General features: G+C 67.8%; 14 protein-coding genes. 5 read left to right on the forward strand and 9 right to left on the reverse strand.

Translation table 11 applies throughout. From position 1 onward, the window contains the following. Window positions 1-50: 50 nt before the first annotated feature. Window positions 51-962 carry a LysR family transcriptional regulator gene (locus D7316_RS25040; protein ID WP_232017074.1) on the forward strand — a complete coding sequence of 304 codons (912 nt, stop codon included), beginning with the start codon at window positions 51-53 and terminating at the stop codon, window positions 960-962. Here D7316_RS25040 and D7316_RS25045 read toward each other — a convergent pair. Both D7316_RS25045 and D7316_RS25050 read right to left on the reverse strand, forming a co-directional pair. Continuing rightward, a complete protein-coding gene (locus D7316_RS25045) occupies window positions 943-1,725 on the reverse strand; it encodes a TIM barrel protein (RefSeq protein ID WP_124710662.1) in 783 nt (260 codons plus the stop codon). The two genes, D7316_RS25040 and D7316_RS25045, sit on opposite strands and share 20 nt — an antisense overlap. Continuing rightward, window positions 1,725-2,879 carry a Gfo/Idh/MocA family oxidoreductase gene (locus D7316_RS25050; RefSeq protein ID WP_124710663.1) on the reverse strand — a complete coding sequence of 385 codons (1,155 nt, stop codon included), beginning with the start codon at window positions 2,877-2,879 and terminating at the stop codon, window positions 1,725-1,727. The genes D7316_RS25045 and D7316_RS25050 overlap by 1 nt, the downstream gene beginning before the upstream one ends. Window positions 2,880-2,973: 94 nt before the next feature. Between D7316_RS25050 and D7316_RS25055 the strand changes: the two genes are divergently transcribed. After that, a complete protein-coding gene (locus D7316_RS25055; RefSeq protein ID WP_124710664.1) occupies window positions 2,974-3,978 on the forward strand; it encodes a LacI family DNA-binding transcriptional regulator in 1,005 nt (334 codons plus the stop codon). 238 nt (window positions 3,979-4,216) lie between these two features. Here D7316_RS25055 and D7316_RS25060 read toward each other — a convergent pair whose 3' ends face one another. Continuing rightward, window positions 4,217-5,683: a sugar porter family MFS transporter gene (locus D7316_RS25060; RefSeq protein ID WP_124710665.1), complete on the reverse strand. Its 1,467-nt coding sequence runs from the start codon at window positions 5,681-5,683 to the stop codon at window positions 4,217-4,219. Between the two features lie 195 nt (window positions 5,684-5,878). Between D7316_RS25060 and D7316_RS25065 the strand changes: the two genes are divergently transcribed. Beyond that, on the forward strand, window positions 5,879-6,895 hold the full coding sequence (locus tag D7316_RS25065; protein WP_124710666.1) for a Gfo/Idh/MocA family oxidoreductase: 1,017 nt from the start codon (window positions 5,879-5,881) through the stop codon (window positions 6,893-6,895). Window positions 6,896-7,000: 105 nt separating this feature from the next. Here the strand turns inward: D7316_RS25065 and D7316_RS25070 are convergent, their stop codons facing one another. The 6 genes from D7316_RS25070 to iolC all read right to left on the reverse strand — a co-directional run bounded on the left by D7316_RS25070 (window position 7,001) and on the right by iolC (window position 14,754). After that, window positions 7,001-8,494, reverse strand: coding sequence for a CoA-acylating methylmalonate-semialdehyde dehydrogenase (locus D7316_RS25070; RefSeq protein WP_124710667.1), 1,494 nt, complete (start codon window positions 8,492-8,494; stop codon window positions 7,001-7,003). A gap of 237 nt (window positions 8,495-8,731) precedes the next feature. Further along, window positions 8,732-9,790 carry a Gfo/Idh/MocA family protein gene (locus D7316_RS25075; protein WP_124710668.1) on the reverse strand — a complete coding sequence of 353 codons (1,059 nt, stop codon included), beginning with the start codon at window positions 9,788-9,790 and terminating at the stop codon, window positions 8,732-8,734. Between the two features lie 2 nt (window positions 9,791-9,792). Further along, window positions 9,793-11,784, reverse strand: a complete 1,992-nt coding sequence (gene iolD, locus D7316_RS25080; RefSeq protein ID WP_124710669.1) for a 3D-(3,5/4)-trihydroxycyclohexane-1,2-dione acylhydrolase (decyclizing) — start codon at window positions 11,782-11,784, stop codon at window positions 9,793-9,795. Between the two features lie 127 nt (window positions 11,785-11,911). Beyond that, window positions 11,912-12,793 carry a 5-deoxy-glucuronate isomerase gene (iolB, locus tag D7316_RS25085; RefSeq protein WP_124710670.1) on the reverse strand — a complete coding sequence of 294 codons (882 nt, stop codon included), beginning with the start codon at window positions 12,791-12,793 and terminating at the stop codon, window positions 11,912-11,914. 4 nt (window positions 12,794-12,797) lie between these two features. Beyond that, on the reverse strand, window positions 12,798-13,769 hold the full coding sequence (locus tag D7316_RS25090) for a Cgl0159 family (beta/alpha)8-fold protein (protein WP_232017075.1): 972 nt from the start codon (window positions 13,767-13,769) through the stop codon (window positions 12,798-12,800). Further along, a complete protein-coding gene (gene iolC, locus D7316_RS25095) occupies window positions 13,762-14,754 on the reverse strand; it encodes a 5-dehydro-2-deoxygluconokinase (protein WP_408610053.1) in 993 nt (330 codons plus the stop codon). Before iolC ends, D7316_RS25090 begins: the two co-directional genes overlap by 8 nt. Before the next feature lie 188 nt (window positions 14,755-14,942). Between iolC and D7316_RS25100 the strand changes: the two genes are divergently transcribed. Further along, window positions 14,943-16,172, forward strand: coding sequence for a Gfo/Idh/MocA family protein (locus tag D7316_RS25100; RefSeq protein ID WP_124710672.1), 1,230 nt, complete (start codon window positions 14,943-14,945; stop codon window positions 16,170-16,172). Between the two features lie 86 nt (window positions 16,173-16,258). Continuing rightward, complete coding sequence (locus D7316_RS25105) at window positions 16,259-17,587, forward strand: MFS transporter (RefSeq protein ID WP_124711571.1); 1,329 nt, start codon at window positions 16,259-16,261, stop codon at window positions 17,585-17,587. Window positions 17,588-17,688 lie beyond the last annotated feature (101 nt).

Raw genomic sequence — 17,688 nt, forward strand, 5'->3', positions numbered from 1 at the left:
AATGCCTTCAAGAAAAGCGATAGATTTCGATACAGACATCACCTATCGAGATGGGAGTCGGTGTGGAACTGCGCCACCTGGAGTATTTCCTCGCCTGCTGCGACCAGGGCACGTTCACCGCGGCAGCGCGCGCACTCAACGTCGTGCAGTCGGCGGTGTCGACGGGTGTCGCCAAGCTGGAGCGTGAACTGGGGGAGCGCGTCTTCGAGCGCACGCCCACCGTGCTGGTGCTGACCGACACGGGCCGTGCCATCGTCGGTCCGGCCCGCGCGGCGCTGCGCGCCCGCGCCGACATCTTCGACGCGGTCGACGGCGTTCGCGGCGACATCCGTGGCGAGGTCGCGGTGGGTGCGTTGGTGAACGTCGTGTCGATCGATCTGGCCGAGGCGTTCGCGGAGGTCCATCGCCGACATCCGGGCATCACGATCGCGATGCGGCAGAATCCTCGCGGCACATCCGGCAACATCGTCGGTGTGCGTGCGGGGACGCTGGATCTGGCCTTCCTGGGGGCCTATCCGGATGATCTCCCCGGTCTCGCCCTGCACCGGTTGGCGCAGGAACCGCTGGTGCTGGTCTGCGCCCCGGATCATCGCCTGGCCGTGGCGGGTTCGTTCGCGACGACCGATCTCGTCGACGAGCGGATGATCGACTATCCGCCGGGGTGGGGCACGCGTGCGGTGGTCGATCGCGACATCCCGAACCGTCGGACGGTGATCGAGGTGGCCGATCAGTTCTTCGGGATGAGTCTGGCGGCCAAGGGTTTCGGCGTGACACTGGTGCCGCTCGGGGTGGCACACATGCAGCCCGGGGCGAGCATCGTGCCGTGCACCGACAAGCCGCTGATGTGGGACATCGCTATCGCGCACTCATCGACGCGGACGCCGTCGCGCGCAGCCCGGGCCGTGCTCGACATGGTGCTCGAGCTGGCCCGGCCCGTGCGCGTCAGGCGAACGCTCTCGTGAACGCGTCGAGGGCGGCGTCCGGGTCGGTGCGCGCCCAGCCCTCCAGCCCGACGACCCCGGTGTAGCCGATCTCCCTCAGCGCTGCCGCGATCGCCGGGTAGTTGATCTCCCCGGTACCCGGTTCGCATCGGCCCGGGACGTCGGCGACCTGGATCTCGCCGACGAAAGGTAGTGCGGCGCGGCACAGTTCGATGAGGTTACCCTCGCCGATCTGTGCGTGATACAGGTCGAGATTCATCCGGAGGTACGGGGAGTCGACGGCCCGCACGAGTGCCATCGTGTCGGCGGCGGTGGCGAAGGGGGTCCCTGGATGATCCACCGCGAGGTTGAGGTTCTCCAGCGTGAAGACCCGATCGTGGTGTTCACCGATCTCGGCGAGCCGGCGCAGGGTGTCCGCTGCGGTCAGCCACATCTCGGGTGTCACCACCTCGACCGGTACGACCGGCAGCCCTTCCGGCCCGAGCCCGGTGCCGTGCACGTTGAGGCTCGGACAATTCAGCCGCGCGGCGACCTTGACCGACTCCTCGGCGGAGTCGAGGAACGCGGAGATTCCGCCGGGGTCGGTGAGGTTACCGGTCACATATCCCGTCATCGAGACGATCTCGGCTCCGGTGGCCACGAGAGCGTCGATGTCCTTGGTGGTCCAGTCCCAGATCTCCACCAGCAGGCCACGATCGTGAATCGCGCGCACCCGATCCACGAAAGGCCGTTCGACATAGAGCATCTCGGCGCTGGCAGCCAGCCGATACGGCGCGGCGCCCATCAGCCGACCTCGTCGATACGTACGGTGGTACCGGTCTCGACGCTGCGGATGGCCGCCAACGCGATCTGCAATGCGGTGCGAGCGTCGGCGCCGCCGACCACGGCCGACGACGCGCCACGCACGGCCTCGACGAACGCCGTCAGCTCACCGACGTAGGCCTCGTGCAGGAGGATCGTGTCGCGCCGAGCGGTCTCGATCTCCACACCGGCCGCGCCGTAGAACGTCATGTCTGTGGTGCGGCCACTGCCCGTGGTGGCCATGCCGGCCGAACCGAAGACCTCGCCGCGGACGTCGTATCCGTATAGGGCGGAGAAGTTCGCCTCGGCGGTGGCCATGGCGCCGTTGTCGAACGTGATGGTGACGATCGCGGTGTCGAGGTGACCGGACACATTTCCCGTCGCTTCGCTCGCCCCGGACACATTTCCCGTCGCTTCGCTCGCCCCGGACACATTTCCCGTCGCTTCGCTCGCCCCGGATTCTTTCGCGTCCGGCCGGATCAGGGCATCGGCGAATGCGTGCACCGAGACCGGGCGGGCGCCCGGGTTGAGGAAGCACAGGGTGTCGAAATCGTGGATCAGGGTCTCCAGGAAGATCGTCCATTGCGGGACCCGCGCCGGATCTGCCTGCCAGGGACCGGGATCCCGGGTGAGGGAGCGCAGCAACTGCGGAGTGCCGACCCGGCCGTCGTCGACCGCCCTACGGGCGGCGGCGAACCCGGGTGCGAACCGACGGTTGAAGCCGACCTGCAGGATCACCCCGGCGTCCGCGGCCGCGGCGATCGCCCGATCGGCCTCGTCGAGAGTCACCGCCATCGGCTTCTCGCAGAAGACATGTTTGCCGGCCGCCGCTGCGCGACAGACCAATTCGCTGTGGCTTCGTGCCGGAGCGGTGATCAGAACGGCGTCCACATCGGACGATGCGAGCACCGCTTCGATGTCGGTGGTCGCGAGGTCCGCCCCGACCGCCGCGGCGAGGCGATCCGCGGCACCGTCGACCGGGTCGGCGACTGCTGCCACGACCGCGCCCGGCACGTGGCGGGCGATCAGCTCGGTGTGGCTGGTGCCGATGCGGCCGGCGCCGATGGTCGCGACGCGCACGGGCGCGACGGCCCCGATCCTGGATGCGGTCGCGGTGGGAGAGGTGCTGGTGGTCATGAGGGCTCCGAGGTCTCGAGGAACTAGAACGTTCTAGTAGAACGTTCTAGGCTAGAGTAGGTCGCTGAGTCACATCTGGTCAAGGAGGCGATCGATGGCCCGGAAGAACGGCGGGCGGGTCACCCTCGCCGACGTCGCGCGCGCCGCCGGGGTGTCGACGGCGCTGGTGTCGATCGTCATGCGCGGAGTGGCCGGTGCCGGTGACGAGACCCGCGCGCGTGTCCTGTCGATCGCCGACGAGATGGGTTACGTCCCGGATCAGCGCGCGCGCAAGTTGCGGCAGGCGTCGTCGCGCCTGTTGGGGGTGATCTTCGAACTCCGTGAGCCGTTCCACGGCGATCTGGTGGAGGAGACCTACCGGGTGGCCGGCGAGGTCGACTACGACGTGGTGATCAGTGCTGTCGCACCCAGTCGATCGGAGGACGCCGCCCTCGACACCGTGGTGCGGGAGCGCTGTGAGGCGGTGATCCTGCTGGGTTCGCGTCTGTCCGACGACGCACTCGCCGGACTCGCCGAACGCCTTCCGGTCGTGGTGGTGGCCCGCGACAGCGGCGCGCCGGGAGTCGGTCATGTCCGCAGCGACGACACCGCAGGCATCGGATTGGCCGTCGAACATCTGGTGGGACTGGGTCATCGGCGCATCGTGCATGTCGACGGCGGGGACGCCCCGGGTGCGGTGGACCGTCGGGCCGGGTTCTCGGCGGCGATGGCCGCAAGGGGCCTGCCGACCGAGGGGACGATCGTCGCGGGCGGCCTGACGCAGATCGACGGGGCCAGGGCCACCCGGGACCTCATGACGGGCCAGGTGCCGCCGACCGCGATCGTCGCGTTCAACGACGAGTGCGCCACCGGGGTGATCGATGTGCTCGTAAGATCGGGTCTCCGTGTGCCCGAAGATGTCTCGGTCATCGGCTACGACGACGCGAGGCTTGCGTCGCGCGCGCCGGTGCCGTTGACCACGGTCTCACAGGACGCCGGGGAGTTGGCGGCCGATGCGGTCGCGGGTGCGCTGGAGATGATCGGCGGCGGCCCTCCGCCTCGGATCGTGCGACGGCCGCGCCTCGTCGTGCGGGCGACGACGGCGCCGGTCCGGCGCTGACCGGTCCCGACTGCCGGGAGGCTCGTCGCACCCGAAGTGTTTGTCCGCGAGCGCCCTTCGAGGCATCCCTGACGGGCGAGGGGCGGGCGCCGTCGGTGCGGGGGCTTCCGGAAAAGCGCCCCCGACATGCGCCCTGGCTACAGGGATCGACGACATATTGTCGACGGCGGCTCTGCGCCGGGCGCAATTCAGGGGCGCTTATCCGGGAAACGGGTTCGCAATGGTGCTCCGCGGCGGATCAGGCGTCGGTCTTCTCCCGGAGGTGATGCGTGTAGATCGCACCGGTGGTGACGTCGTCCTCGACTTCTTCCAGTGTGCGACCGCGGGTCTCGGGTGCCTGGGTATAGACGAACCCGATGGCGAACAGTCCGATCACCCCGAACATGAAGAACGTGCCGGTGATGCCGATCGCCTCGACGATCGTCGGGAAGAACAGGCCGAGGAAGGCGTTGGCGATCCAGAGGCAGAACACCGAGATGCCGATCGCCAGACCGCGGATCTGCAGCGGGAAGATCTCCGACAGCAGCACCCAGGTGACCACGTTGAGGAAGGTCTGCATGGAGCCGACGAAACACACGATCAGGAACAGGAGCACCCACGGGCGCCAGGCATTGCCCTCCGGCAACGTGACCGACGCGATGCCGATGAGGAAGTGGAACAGGGTGGTGAGGCTGTAGCCGATGAGCAGGGTGGTGCGCCGGTTCATGTGCTGGGCCAGCCAGAGGGCGATCGCGGAACCGATCACCGCGATCACGCCGGGTGCGATGTTGGCGATCAGTGCGGCCTTCGATTCGAAGCCGGCGTCCTTGAGCACGGACTGGCCGTAGTACATGATCGCGTTGATGCCGGTGAGCTGCTGGAAGACGCCGAGTCCGATGCCGACCAGGAGGATGCGGCGTACCCATCGACTGTCCCGGATGGACGACCAGCTGCCCTTGACCCGGGTCTTCTCCATCTCTGCGATCTCGGTGATCATGTCGACCTCGGCCTGGGCGCGTTGCTGCGACCGGATGGTGGACAGGACCGCGGTCGCTTCTTCGACACGGTCCTTGGAGATCAGCCAGCGTGGGGACTCGGGGACGGTCATCATGCCGACCATGAGGCAGATCGCCGGCAACGCGGCGACGGCGAGCATGTAGCGCCACACGCCGTCGTGATCGCCCCAGACGTTGCCGATGATGGCGTTGATGACGAACGCGGCGAGCTGGCCGATGACGATCATCAGCTCGTTGCGGCCCGCGAGGGAGCCGCGGATCTCATACGGCGCGAGTTCGGCGAGGTACACCGGTACCACAGTGGATGCACCGCCGACGGCAAGGCCGAGGATGATGCGACCGAGGACCATGACACCGAATCCCGGGGCGAACACACACGTGATGGTGCCGATGAGAAAGAGCACGGCGAGCGCCATGATCGTCTTGCGCCGCCCCAGGGCGTCGGAGATCCGCCCGCTGATCATCGCGCCGATGGCTGCGGCGAACAGCAGCGAACTGGTCACCACGCCCTCGGTGAACGCGGTGAGCCCGAGATCCTCCTTCATCGGCTCCAGGGCACCGTTGATGACGCCGGTGTCGTAACCGAAGAGCAGACCGCCGAGGGTCGCGATCAGCGCCACCGCGTGCAGGCGACGGCGGAAGGAGCCGTGGCCCAGGGGCGGGAGCGCGATACGTTCTCGGACCAGTCCCGAATTCTCGGCTGTTGACATGGAGACTCCTTGGTTGGTGCGTTACACAGTCATCGTGACGGTGATGCTGGTCACGGTTGGTCTACTCCGATACTGTCATAATGTCCTAACAATCTGTCAAGGGTTTATTGGCCTCAATTTCGAGAGATGGCCAGATGATCGGCCGCGATGCGGACCCGAGCAGAAGTAATTGTCCTTACAAACTGGGAGAACGTGATGCGACTTGGCCTCGTCGGTTACGGAGCGGGCGGACGCCTGTTCCACGCCCCGTACATCCGGGCGGTCCCCGAGATCGACCTGGTCGGGGTGGTGACCCGCAGTCCGGACCGTCGGCGCGACGTGGCGGCCGACCTCCCCGACGTCGCGGTGTTCGACTCGCTCGGCGACCTCCTGGACGCCGGCGTCGATGCCGTCACCATCACCACCCCACCGGACACCAGGCGGGATCTGGTGCTCGAGGCGGTGCGTCGTGGTGTCCACGTCGTCGCCGACAAGCCGTTCGCCCCGGATGCCGCGGGCGGCCGCGAGCTCGCAGCCGCGGCGGACGGCGCCGGTGTGTTGCTCAGCGTGTTCCACAACCGGCGCTGGGACACGGACCTGGAAACGGTCCGGCGGATACTGCCTCGCCTGGGTGAGGTGTGGCGGGTGGAATCCCGATTCGACCTCGACGAGCCGGGAAGCCTCGATGCGGGTCCCTCGGGCGGTCTGCTGCGGGATCTGGGTGCGCACATGGTGGATCAGGTGTTGACGGTGTTCGGGCCCGCGGTGTCGGTGACGGCGCATCTGGATCAGATCGATCAGCCCGAGGGCCGCACCGACTGTGGGTTCACCGTCGCGATCGCCCACCGCGACGGTGTTCATTCGACTGTGAGCGCCAGCAAGATCAATCACGTCTCCGCGCGGCAATGGCGCATCTACGGTTCGGCGGGCGCTTACGTCAGCGACGGCACAGATGTCCAGACCGATCAGATCAAACAGGGTCGCAGACCTGCCGACGACCTCGACAACTGGGGGTACGAGCGTCCCGATCGGCTCGGCACGCTGCACACCGCGGACGGAGTTGTCGCCGTCCCGTCCGCGCAGGGCCGCTACGACGAGTTCTACCGGCAGTTCGCGGCGGCCGTGGACCGGCAAGGGCCGCAGCCTGTTCCGGCGCGCGACGGGATCGCGACCCTCGAGGTGCTCGATGCCGCACGCGACAGCGCGATCGACGGGGCCACCGTCCGGCTCTGACATGCCGGGAAACAGAAGTCGCCGTGTCGCTCGGTAGACGAGCCACACGGCGACTTCCGTGGTCGGCGCCCTTGTCTCAGGCGCCCTTGTCTCAGGCGCCCCGCCTCAGGCGTTCTGGGGGAAGCCCAGGTTCAGACCGCCGTGCGACGGGTCCAGCCAGCGGCTGGTGATGGCCTTGCCGCGGGTGAAGAAGTTGACGCCTTCCATGCCGTGGGCGTGGGTGTCGCCGAACAGTGAGTTCTTCCAGCCGCCGAAGCTGTAGTAGGCCATGGGAACCGGGATGGGCACGTTGATGCCGACCATGCCGACCTCGACCTCGTTCTGGAAGCGTCGTGCTGCGCCGCCGTCATTGGTGAAGATGGCGGTGCCGTTGCCGTACTGGTTGGAGTTGATGAGCTCGAGGGCTTCGTCGTAGGTGTCGACGCGCACGACGGACAGGACCGGGCCGAAGATCTCGTCGGTGTAGACGCTCATGTCGGTCGTGACGTTGTCGATCAGCGTCGGACCCAGCCAGAACCCGTCGGCAGATCCATCTGCCTCGACGGTGCGGCCATCGAGAACGATGGTGGCGCCGTCCTTCTCGCCTGCGTCGACGTACGACTTGACCTTGTCGCGGTGGGCCTTGGTGACCAGCGGACCCATGTCGGAGTTCTTGGTGCCGTCGCCGGTCTTGATGGTGGTCGCGCGCTCGGTGATCTTGGCGACGAGGTCGTCGGCGATCGGTCCGACCGCGACGCAGGCCGAGATGGCCATGCAGCGCTCGCCGGCCGAGCCGAAGCCGGCGTTGACCATCGCGTCGGCGGCCAGGTCGAGGTCGGCGTCGGGCAGCACGATGGCGTGATTCTTGGCTCCGCCTAATGCCTGCACACGCTTGCCCGCGGCGGTGCCGGTGGCATAGACGTACTGGGCGATCGGCGTCGAACCGACGAAGCTGATCGATTTGATCGCCTTGTTGGTGAGCAGTTCGTCGACGGCAAGCTTGTCACCCTGCAGGACGTTGAACACACCCTCGGGGAGGCCGGCTTCCTTCCACAGTTCGGCCAGCCACAGCGAGGCCGACGGGTCCTTCTCGGACGGCTTGAGCACCACGGTGTTGCCGGCGGCGATGGCGATCGGGAAGAACCACATCGGCACCATGGCGGGGAAGTTGAAGGGACTGATGATGCCGACGGGGCCGAGTGGCTGGCGGATGGAGAAGACGTCGACCTTGGTCGAGGCGTTCTCAGTGAATCCGCCCTTGAGCAGATGCGGTATCCCGCAGGCGAACTCGGCGACCTCCTGGCCACGGCTGATCTCGCCGAGGGCGTCGGAGAGCACCTTGCCGTGCTCGGCGGTGATGATGGCGGCGAGTTCGGGCTTGCGTGCCTCGAGCAGTTCGCGGAACTTGAACAGGACTGCGGTGCGCTTGGCGAGGCTGGTGTCGCGCCATGCGGGGAAAGCTGCTGCGGCGGCATCGATCACCGCGCGGGCGTCTTCGATGTTGGCCAGCGACACCTCGCCGGTGACCTCGCCGGTGGCCGGGTTGGTGACCGGGGCGGTGTTGCTGCTGGTGCCGGGGTAGGCCTTGTTGTTGACCCAGTGGCTGATGGTTGTGGACATGGTGGTTCTCCTGTTGGGGTTTGTGCGCTGGTCGGGTTTCGAGGCTTGTTGCGGGGTCTCGATACGGTCCTCGCCTAGTGGCTCGGACCTACTCGACCAGCGGTGGGGGTGGGCTCGGACCTACTCGACCGGCGGTGGGGGTGTTGCTTGGACCTACTCGACCGGCGGTTGACTTCTGGTGGTCGAGTAGCCGCGAACGAAGTGAGTGGCGTATCGAGACCTACGTGCGCCGCCTGCTCAGGCTCCCGGAATCGACGCGCGGGAAACCATCTCGACGGTTTGCGGTTCACCGGACTCCAGCGCCTTGACGCCCGCGGCACACACGGCCGCCGCGGCATACCCGTCCCATGCGCCCGGACCGTCGACGTTCGTCCCGGCCTGTACCGCGTTGACCCAGCGCTGGATCTCGTTGTCGTAGGCCTGACCGAAACGTTCGACGAAGGACGGGGTGATGTCTCCGCTGGAGATGCCGGCGATCTTGCGCCCGTCGCCGGTGTCGGACTGGACCGGGTTGCGCTGCTTGCGGATCAGGCCCTGGTCGAGTCCGATGAACGCCGAACCCAGCTCGCCGACCAGTTCGGTGCGCACCTCGTAGGCGACGCCCGTGGTCACGAAGCACTCGACATCGACGTGCCGCCCCGACTCGGTGGTGAAGATCGCGATCTGCGGATCCTTCAGTCCCTCTGGAGCATTGGGGTTCGCACCCGGAGCGATGATCTGGACGGAGGTGATCTCCTCGTCGAACAGGTACCGGGTGACGTCGACCTCGTGGACGAGCGAGTCCTTGACGATCATCGAGCTGTCGAAGCTCGGCGGGACGGCCGGGTTGCGGTGCACGCAGTGCGCCAGCAGCACCTGGCCGAACGTACCGTCGTCGATCAGGCCCTTGAGCTGTTCGTACTCGTGGTCGAACCGCCGCATGAAGCCGACCTGGATCAGCTTGCGGCCCAGCTCCGCCTCACGCTTGACGATCTCCAACGAGGTGGCCACATCGGTGGTGAGCGGCTTCTCGCACATCACCGGCTTGCCGTTCTCCAGACACGCCAGCAGCTGCTTCTCGTGGGTGGGTCCGGGGGTGGCGAGGATGACCGCGTCGACCTCGGGGTCGGCGATCGCGTCGAGCGGGTCGTTGATGACCCGACAGCCGGGGATCGTCGCGGCCAGTTCCTCGGCCTTCTCCGGGAAGTAGTCGTTGAGCACGGTGACGGTGGCGCCCTTGGTGCGCCCGGTGATGCGGGCGACGTGGTCGGCACCCATCATGCCGACGCCGAGGACGGCGATGCGCAGGTCTTGCATTTCTACTCTCCGTTGGTCGGGTTCAGATATGGACGTTGGACTGCTTTCCACTGCGTGTAGACGTCATATGCCTGTTGCGTGGATTCGAGTGTCGAGGTCTCCGACACCGGTACATCCCACCAGGATTCGCTGTCCGGGGCACCGATCAGCGGGTCGGTCTCGACGTGGATGACGGTGGTGCGCTCGGCGGCCTTGGCCGCCTTGATGGCGTCGGTGAACTCGGCCGCGGTGGTGGCGCGGATGACGTCGGCGCCGAGCGATGCGGCATTGGCGGCCAGGTCGATCGGTAGCGTCGAGCCCTCGAGTCGTCCGTTGTCCCCGCGGTAGCGGTAGTTGGTGCCGAAGCGTTGCGAGCCCAACGATTCCGACAGGGAACCGATCGACGCGAAGCCGTGGTTCTGCACCAGGACGACGATCACCTTGAGGTTCTCCTGCACAGCGGTGACCAGTTCGGTGGCCATCATCAGGTAGGAGCCGTCGCCGACCATGACGAAGACGTCGCGGTCCGGGCAGGCCATCTTCACGCCGAGCCCGCCGGCGACCTCGTAGCCCATGCAGGAGTAGCCGTACTCGACGTGGTAGCCCTTGGAATCGCGCGTGCGCCAGAGTTTGTGCAGGTCCCCGGGCATCGATCCGGCGGCACAGACCACCACGTCGCGCGGGTCGGAGGTCTCGTTGACCAGACCGATCACCGCTCCCTGGGTGAGTGCCTCGTCGCCGGTGGCGATATTGGTGCCGACCGCGGTCGGGGAGTAGGCCTTCTCGACGATGGCGTCCCACTCGGCCGCCAACGTCGCGACCTGCTCGCGGTAGGCGTTCTCGACGGTGTGGTCGGCCAGCAGTTCGTCGAGCGCGTCCAGGGATTCGCGTGCGTCGGCGACCACGCTGTACCCGCTGTGCTTGACCGAATCCAGCGATGCCACATTGATGTTCACGAATCGAACGCCGTCGCCGGTGAAGGCCGTCCGGGAGGCGGTGGTGAAGTCGCTGTAGCGGGTGCCGATACCGATCACCACGTCCGCCTCCGCCGCCAGCGCGTTGGCCGCGGTGGTGCCGGTGGAGCCGATGGCGCCGACCGACTGCGGATGGTCGTAGGGCAGTGACCCCTTACCCGCCTGGCTCTGACCAACCGGGATTCCGGTGCGAGAGCAGAACTTCGCGAGCGATTCGGTGGCGCCGCTGTAGATGACGCCGCCGCCGGCGACGATGAGGGGGCGCTTGGCGGACCGGATGATCTCGGCGGCCTCGGCGATCACGTGACGTTCCGGCAGTGGCCGGGCGACGTGCCAGGTCCGTTCGGCGAACAGTGATTCCGGCCAGTCGAAGGCCTCGGCCTGGACGTCCTGCGGGATGGCGAGGGTCACCGCGCCGGTTTCCACGGGGTCGGTGAGCACGCGCATCGCGCCGAGCAGTGCGCCCGGCAGCTGTTCGGGTCGCCAGACACGGTCGAAGTAGCGCGAGACGGGTTTGAACGCGTCGTTGACGGTGACGTCGCCCGACGACGGGAGCTCGAGTTCCTGCAGCACCGGGGAGGTGGACCGGGTCGCGAAGGTGTCGGCGGCCAGCAGCAGCACCGGCAGGCGGTTGATGGTGGCCAGCGCTGCGCCGGTGAGCATGTTGGTCGAGCCGGGACCGACCGAGGCGGTGACCGCCCAGGCCTGCAGACGATCCTTCATCCGGGCGTAGCCGACCGCGGAGTGGACCATCGCCTGCTCGTTGCGGCCGAGGACGTACTTCAGAGACAGTTCGCGGCCGGCGTCGACGTCGTCGATCTCGTTCTGCAGCAACGCCTGACCGAGACCGGCGACGTTGCCGTGACCGAAGATGCCGAAACAGCCGGCGAAGAACTTGGTCCGCTCGCCGTCGCGCTCCACGTACTGGTTGGCGAGGAATCGCACCGTCGCCTGCGAAACGGTCAGTCGGACGGTCGGTTCACCGTGGGGAGTACGGACGCCGGTGACTCCGCCGGCGCGTCCCTGGTTGATCGGTGCCACGATTGCTTCTTTCTCGTCGGGTGGGGTTGGGGGGTGGTGTTGGTGTTGGTGGGTGATCTCGATACGCCCTCGGCCGGCGCCGCGGGCTACTCGATCAGCGGTTTCGAGGCCGGCGTATCGGGATCCATCAGCGGGACGGTTTCTCGTGCAGCGGGAGTCGGGGGTCGACGTCCTGGTGCTCCCAACTGCCGCGCAACCAGGTGTGCGCCGGGTCGTCGCAGATCTTCCATGCGCGTTCCCCGCCCGGTCCGGCCATCACGTTGAGGTAGTACATGTGGTAGCCGGGCGCCGCGATCGACGGTCCGTGATAGCCGTGCGGCACCAGGACCACGTCGCCGGTTCGCACCTCTTCGAGCACCTCGATGGGCTTCTCCGGCGTGCCGTACACCCGGTGATATCCGAAGCCCGCGCCGGCGGGTCCGGCCGGGTTGTCCTGGATCTCGAAATAGTAGATCTCCTCGAGCTGGGACTCGACGTCGGAGTTCTCGTCGTGCTTGTGCGCGGGATAGCTGGACCAGTTGCCGCCGGGGGTGATGACCTCGCAGGCGATGATCGAGTCGGCCTCGAACGCGTCCGCGGTGCCGAAGTTGTGCACCTGACGGCTGCAGTTTCCCGCACCGCGCAGTTCCACCGGGACGTCGGCGACCGGCACATACCGGAAAGGGAGCTTTGTCGCGGCACGTGCGCCGCACAGGGCGAAACGTCCACCGGCAGCGCTGCTCACCGTGAACTCGCTGTCGCGACCGACGTAGGCGAAGTCGCTCGGGCCGTCGAACACACTTGCGCGTCCTGCCAATTCGAAGGACTCGTCACCGGAGGACACAATCGCCGAACCGGACAGCGGGACCACGATGATCTCGTCGTCACCGGACCGGCGTGTCACCGACTCGGCGGCGCCCAGTTCTACGACGAACAGTGAGGACTCGGTCCACCCTGCCGATTCCGGCGTGACGTCGACCGTCAGCGGCGACGTCGCCGACCGTGCCGGGATGTAGTACTTGGAGTTCATCAGCTCACCTCACCAGCGACACCGCGGTATCGACCGCGGTGGCGACGTCATCGTCGGCCGGGTACAGCAGGGTGCGTCCGACGATCAGGCCGCGTACCGACGGGATCTGCAGTGCGCGTTCCCAACTCGCGAACGTCTCGTCCGGGGCGGTCTGGGGGTCGCCGCCGAGCAGCAGGGTCGGCAGGGTGGTGGCGTCCATGACGCGTTCCATCTCCTCGACGACCGGCAGCTTGAGCCAGGTGTACGCCGACGTCGAGCCGAGGCCCTGGACGATGTGCATCGACTTGATGACGGCGTCGGCGGTCAGATCGTTGCGGACCTTGCCGTCGACGCGATTGGACAGGAACGGCTCCAGCATCGCGATGGCGCCACCGGCGGCCAGTTCGTCGATGGCGGCCGCGGCCGCGGTGAGCATGTTCAGCGTGCCCTCGTCGGTCAGATCGACCCGGTTGAGCATCTTCGCACCGTTGAGACCGGCGTCGATCGTCCATTTCGCGGTGGCCGCGGTCATGCGGTCGTCGAGCTCGAAGGATGCGCCCGCCAGACCGCCGCGATTCATCGAGGAGAACACGACCTTGTCCTCGAGCGCGCCGAGCAGCAGCAGGTCCTCCAGGATGTCCGAGGTCGCCAACACGCCGTCGACACCTGGATTCGCCAGAGCGGTGCGCAGCCGGTCCAGCAGGTCGGAGCGGCTGTTCATCGCCGTCGGATTGGCGCCGACGGAGAGCGCGCCGCGGGCCGGGTGGTCGGCGGCCACGATCATCAGGCGCTCGTCCCCGGACACCGTCGCGCGCCGACGGCGTCGCGCCCATGCCTCGGCGATGGCCTGCGGGTGGGTGGCCCGGACGGCGGTCACCTCGGCGTAGGTCGAGCACGTCGAGCCGGCGACGCCGTTGCGGCCGGATGACCCATCGTTCCGGTTGCCCGGTCCGATCAGGGTCGCTGCATTTCCGGCGGTGGTCGCGACGTCAGACATTGATCTTCTCCTCTGCGGTGGCAGCGAATGCGGCGACCTCGTCGGCGGTGGGCATGGCGGTGGAACATTCCAGCCGGCCGGCGACGATCGCACCGGCGGCGTTGGCGTGGCGCAGGATCTTCTCCAACGGCCAGCCCTCGAGCAGTCCGTGGCACAGGCTGCCACCGAAGCTGTCGCCGGCGCCGAGGCCGTTGACGACGTCGACCGGGGTGGGGGCCACCTCGACCGTCTCGGTGCGTGTCTTGCCGAGCACTCCCTTGGGGCCCTGCTTGACGATCGCGAGTTCGACGCCGAGGTCGAGCAGCGCATCGGCGGCGGCGTGGGGATCGGTCTCACCGACCGCGATCTCGCACTCCTCACGGTTGCCGACGGCAACGGTGACGTGGGACAGCGCCTTGCGGACCTGCTCGGTCGCGGCTTCCGGGGTCGACCAGAACATCGGCCGGTAGTCGAGGTCGAGGACCGTCAGCGACTGGCGGCCACGAGCCTCCCAGGCGGCGAAGTGCGCCCCGCGGGACGGTTCTTCGGAGAGTCCGGTCACCGTCGACCAGTACAGCCGCGCAGCGTGCACCGCGGCGGTGTCGATGTCGGTGACCTCGATCTGCAGATCCGGTGCGGTCGGCTTGCGGTAGAAGTACAGCGGGAAGTCGTCGGGCGGGAAGATCTCGCAGAACGTGACCGGGGTCGCGTACTCGTCGTCGATGCCGACGAAGCGGTTGTCCACGCCCAGACGGGCGAGCTCGCTCCGCACGAACCGACCGAACGGATCGTCGCCGGCTCCGGAGATCAGCGCGCTGGAGTGGCCGAGGCGGGCCGCGGCCACGGACACGTTCGCGGCGCTGCCGCCGAGGAACTTGCCGAAGCTGGTGACCTCCTCGAGGCCGACTCCGATCTGTTGCGGATAGATGTCGACACCGCTGCGGCCGATGGCCAACACGTCGAAGACGGGTGTCTCGCCCAGAAGGGGTGGATGCTGTGAGGTCACGTACTGCTCCCTGCTCGTGCTTGGACAGGTGGGTGCCCCGCCGGGATTCGGGTTGTCGGGGCGATGCATCCACTGTGCGTCAGTTCACAACCCAAAGTCAAGACTTTGTCCGGACATTCTTACCTGGCATAGTGAGTGTCGGAGATCACAAGGGTCCGGCCCGGGCCCGAGGCGAAGGGAATTCAGAGATGACAGCAGGAAATGGGACCGCGCTGGACACCGCTACCGCATCGGCACCCGGCGGGCGCGACGGTACCGGTGTCGTCCTGCCCGTCGGCATCATCGGCTTCGGCTGGATGGGCCGCGCGCACGCACAGGCATATGCACGCGTCCGCCATCACTACCCGCAATTGACGCCGGTGCCGAAACTCATGGTGATCGCCGACGAGGTCACCGACCGTGCCGCCGAGGCCGCGGCGCAGTTCGAGGTGCCGTCGACCGTCGCCGACTGGCGTCAGGTGGTCGAGGACCCGACGATCGCGGCCGTGAGCGTCACCGCCCCGAACTTCCTGCACCGCGAGATCGGCTGTGCGGTCGCATCCGCGGGCAAGCATCTGTGGATCGAGAAGCCGGTCGGGCTGTCGGCCGATGACGCGCGGGCCGTCGCGCGCGCGGCGCGCACCGCGGGTGTGCGGACCGCGGTGGGCTTCAACTACCGCAATGTGCCGGCCGTCGCGGCCGCCCGCGAACTGATCGCCGCCGGCGAGATCGGCGAGGTCACCCACGCGCGATTCCGCCTGTTCAGCGACTATGCGGCGCACCCCGACGGTGCGCTGAGCTGGCGCTTCCAGCGGGCCCGTGGCGGCAACGGGGTCCTCGGTGACCTCGCGTCGCACGGCGCGGACCTGGTCTGGTTCCTGCTCGGCGACATCGACTCCGTGGTGGCGGACACCGCGATCTTCGTCGCCGATCGACCGAAGCCGACGGGTGCCACGTCGGGTCATCAGCTGGCGTCGGGCGGCGAGCGCGGACCGGTGGAGAACGAGGACTACGTGTCCGCGCAGATGCGTCTGGCGTCGGGCGCGCGTTGCGTCCTGGAGGCCAGTCGTGTCTCGGTCGGCGCGCAGAACTCGTACGGATTCGAGATCCACGGCACCGCAGGCGTTGTGCGATGGGACTATCGCCGGATGGGTGAACTCGAGGTCGGCGCCGGTCAGGCATATCAGGATCTGCCCGTCGCGACCCGGTTCGTCGGTCCGGGGGCGGGTGACTACGCCGCATTCCAGCCGGGTGCGGCCAACCCGATGAGCTACGACGACCTGAAGGTGATCGAGGCGGCGCGGTTCTGCGCATCCATCACCGACGAATCGCAGGCGGGCGCGACCATCGACGACGCGGTGCGCAGCGCCGAGGTGCTCGACGCGATGACCACCTCCGTGCGTGAGGGCACCCGGGTCTCGCCGGCCGCGCAGGGGTGACCGGACGGTTCGGTCGGGCGTCGCGGGCAACGCCGGCGGCGGATTTCCCGTACGCATTGGCGCTGCTCGGTGCCGGCGCGATGTTCATGGAGATCCTGGACGCGACGATCGTCGCGACGGCCCTGCCGGCGATCGCCGCCGACCTCGGTGTGCGGCCGCTCGATGCGGCAGTGGTGGTGACCTCCTACCTGATCACCCTGGCGGTGCTGATCCCGCTGTCGGGGTGGGTGGCCGACCGGTTCGGGGTGCGACGGGTGTTTCTCGTCGCGGGCGCGGTGTTCACCATCGCCTCCGCGGGATGCGCGCTCGCCCCGGATCTCTCGACCCTGGTGGCGATGCGCGTGCTGCAGGCGGCGGGCGGCGCGATGATGGTGCCGGTGGGTCGCCTGGCCGTCTTGCGGACCGTCGAGCGTGGCCAGCTCGTCCGGGCGATCGCGTATCTGACCTGGCCCGCCCTGGTCGCCCCGGTGGTGGCCCCGCTGATCGGCGGTCTCATCGTCACGCACGCGGACTGGCGGCTCATCTTCGCCATCAACATCCCCATCGGGGTGGCCGGACTCGTGGCCGCGACGATCTGGTGCCGCCCCGCCGAGACGGATGCGGGTCGTCGGCGGCTCGACCTGGTGGGCGTCGCGCTCACCACTCTCGCGGTGGGCGCCGCGATGCTGGCGACACAGGAGGTCTCGGGGGGCACGCCGCGGTGGCCGGTGGTGATCGCGGGGACCGTCGGTGCGGTCGTCCTCGGTGTCGCGGCCGTGCGGCGCATGCGCTCCTCGCCCCATCCGTTGCTCGATCTCGGCGTGCTGCGGGTGCCCTCGTTCGCGTCGGTCATCGGGTACGGAACCGTCTACCGCATGGCGATCAGCGCGGTCCCGTTCCTGCTTCCGCTGATGTTCCAACTCCAGTTCGGCTGGACGCCGGTCGCTGCCGGAGCCATGGTCACCGCCCTGTTCGTCGGCAACGTCGTCATCAAGCCGCTGACCACGCCGATGATGCGGCGCTGGGGAATCCGGCGTGTCCTCGTCGTGGACCTGTTCGTGTCGGTGGCGGCGTTCGTCGCGCTCGCGGTCCTCGGGTCCGCGACGTCGGCGGTGGTCATCGTGATCGTGCTGGTCATCTCGGGAGCTCTGCGCTCCATCGGATTCTCGGCCTACAACACCCTGGCGTTCGCCGACGTGGACGCCGCCGAGCTCAGTGACGCCAATGCGGTGCACGCCGCCGTCCAGGAGCTCGGCGCGGCGTTCGGCGTCGCACTCGGGGCGGTCGCCGTGTCGGCGCTCGCGGTGTTCGACGGACTGCCCGCGGGTGCGTACTCGGCGACCTTCGTGCTCCTCGCCGTACTGATGGTCGTCTGCGTCATCGGTGCCTCTCGGTTGCCCGCGGGGGCCGGTCGGCGCGCGGTCGGACCCGCCTGATTCCCCGGATTTCGACGGTTTAGATCCGAATGTCTTAACAAAGTCTTGACAGCGCGTATGTGACGGGTATTACATCTTCACAGGAGAGTGGCCCGTTGGAC

This window comes from Gordonia insulae (assembly GCF_003855095.1).
Lineage (GTDB): Bacteria > Actinomycetota > Actinomycetes > Mycobacteriales > Mycobacteriaceae > Gordonia > Gordonia insulae.

Excerpts from the sequence above, each read along its gene's own strand:
- D7316_RS25055 (WP_124710664.1), top strand. The coding sequence starts at position 2,974 with ATGGCCCGGAAGAACGGCGGGCGGGTCACCCTCGCCGACGTCGCGCGC.
- D7316_RS25075 (WP_124710668.1), bottom strand. The coding sequence starts at position 9,790 with ATGCAAGACCTGCGCATCGCCGTCCTCGGCGTCGGCATGATGGGTGCC.
- D7316_RS25050 (WP_124710663.1), bottom strand. The coding sequence starts at position 2,879 with ATGACCACCAGCACCTCTCCCACCGCGACCGCATCCAGGATCGGGGCC.
- D7316_RS25105 (WP_124711571.1), top strand. The coding sequence starts at position 16,259 with ATGGAGATCCTGGACGCGACGATCGTCGCGACGGCCCTGCCGGCGATC.
- iolB (WP_124710670.1), bottom strand. The coding sequence starts at position 12,793 with ATGAACTCCAAGTACTACATCCCGGCACGGTCGGCGACGTCGCCGCTG.
- D7316_RS25045 (WP_124710662.1), bottom strand. The coding sequence starts at position 1,725 with ATGGGCGCCGCGCCGTATCGGCTGGCTGCCAGCGCCGAGATGCTCTAT.
- D7316_RS25060 (WP_124710665.1), bottom strand. The coding sequence starts at position 5,683 with ATGTCAACAGCCGAGAATTCGGGACTGGTCCGAGAACGTATCGCGCTC.
- D7316_RS25090 (WP_232017075.1), bottom strand. The coding sequence starts at position 13,769 with ATGTCTGACGTCGCGACCACCGCCGGAAATGCAGCGACCCTGATCGGA.
- D7316_RS25065 (WP_124710666.1), top strand. The coding sequence starts at position 5,879 with ATGCGACTTGGCCTCGTCGGTTACGGAGCGGGCGGACGCCTGTTCCAC.
- D7316_RS25040 (WP_232017074.1), top strand. The coding sequence starts at position 51 with ATGGGAGTCGGTGTGGAACTGCGCCACCTGGAGTATTTCCTCGCCTGC.
- D7316_RS25100 (WP_124710672.1), top strand. The coding sequence starts at position 14,943 with ATGACAGCAGGAAATGGGACCGCGCTGGACACCGCTACCGCATCGGCA.
- D7316_RS25070 (WP_124710667.1), bottom strand. The coding sequence starts at position 8,494 with ATGTCCACAACCATCAGCCACTGGGTCAACAACAAGGCCTACCCCGGC.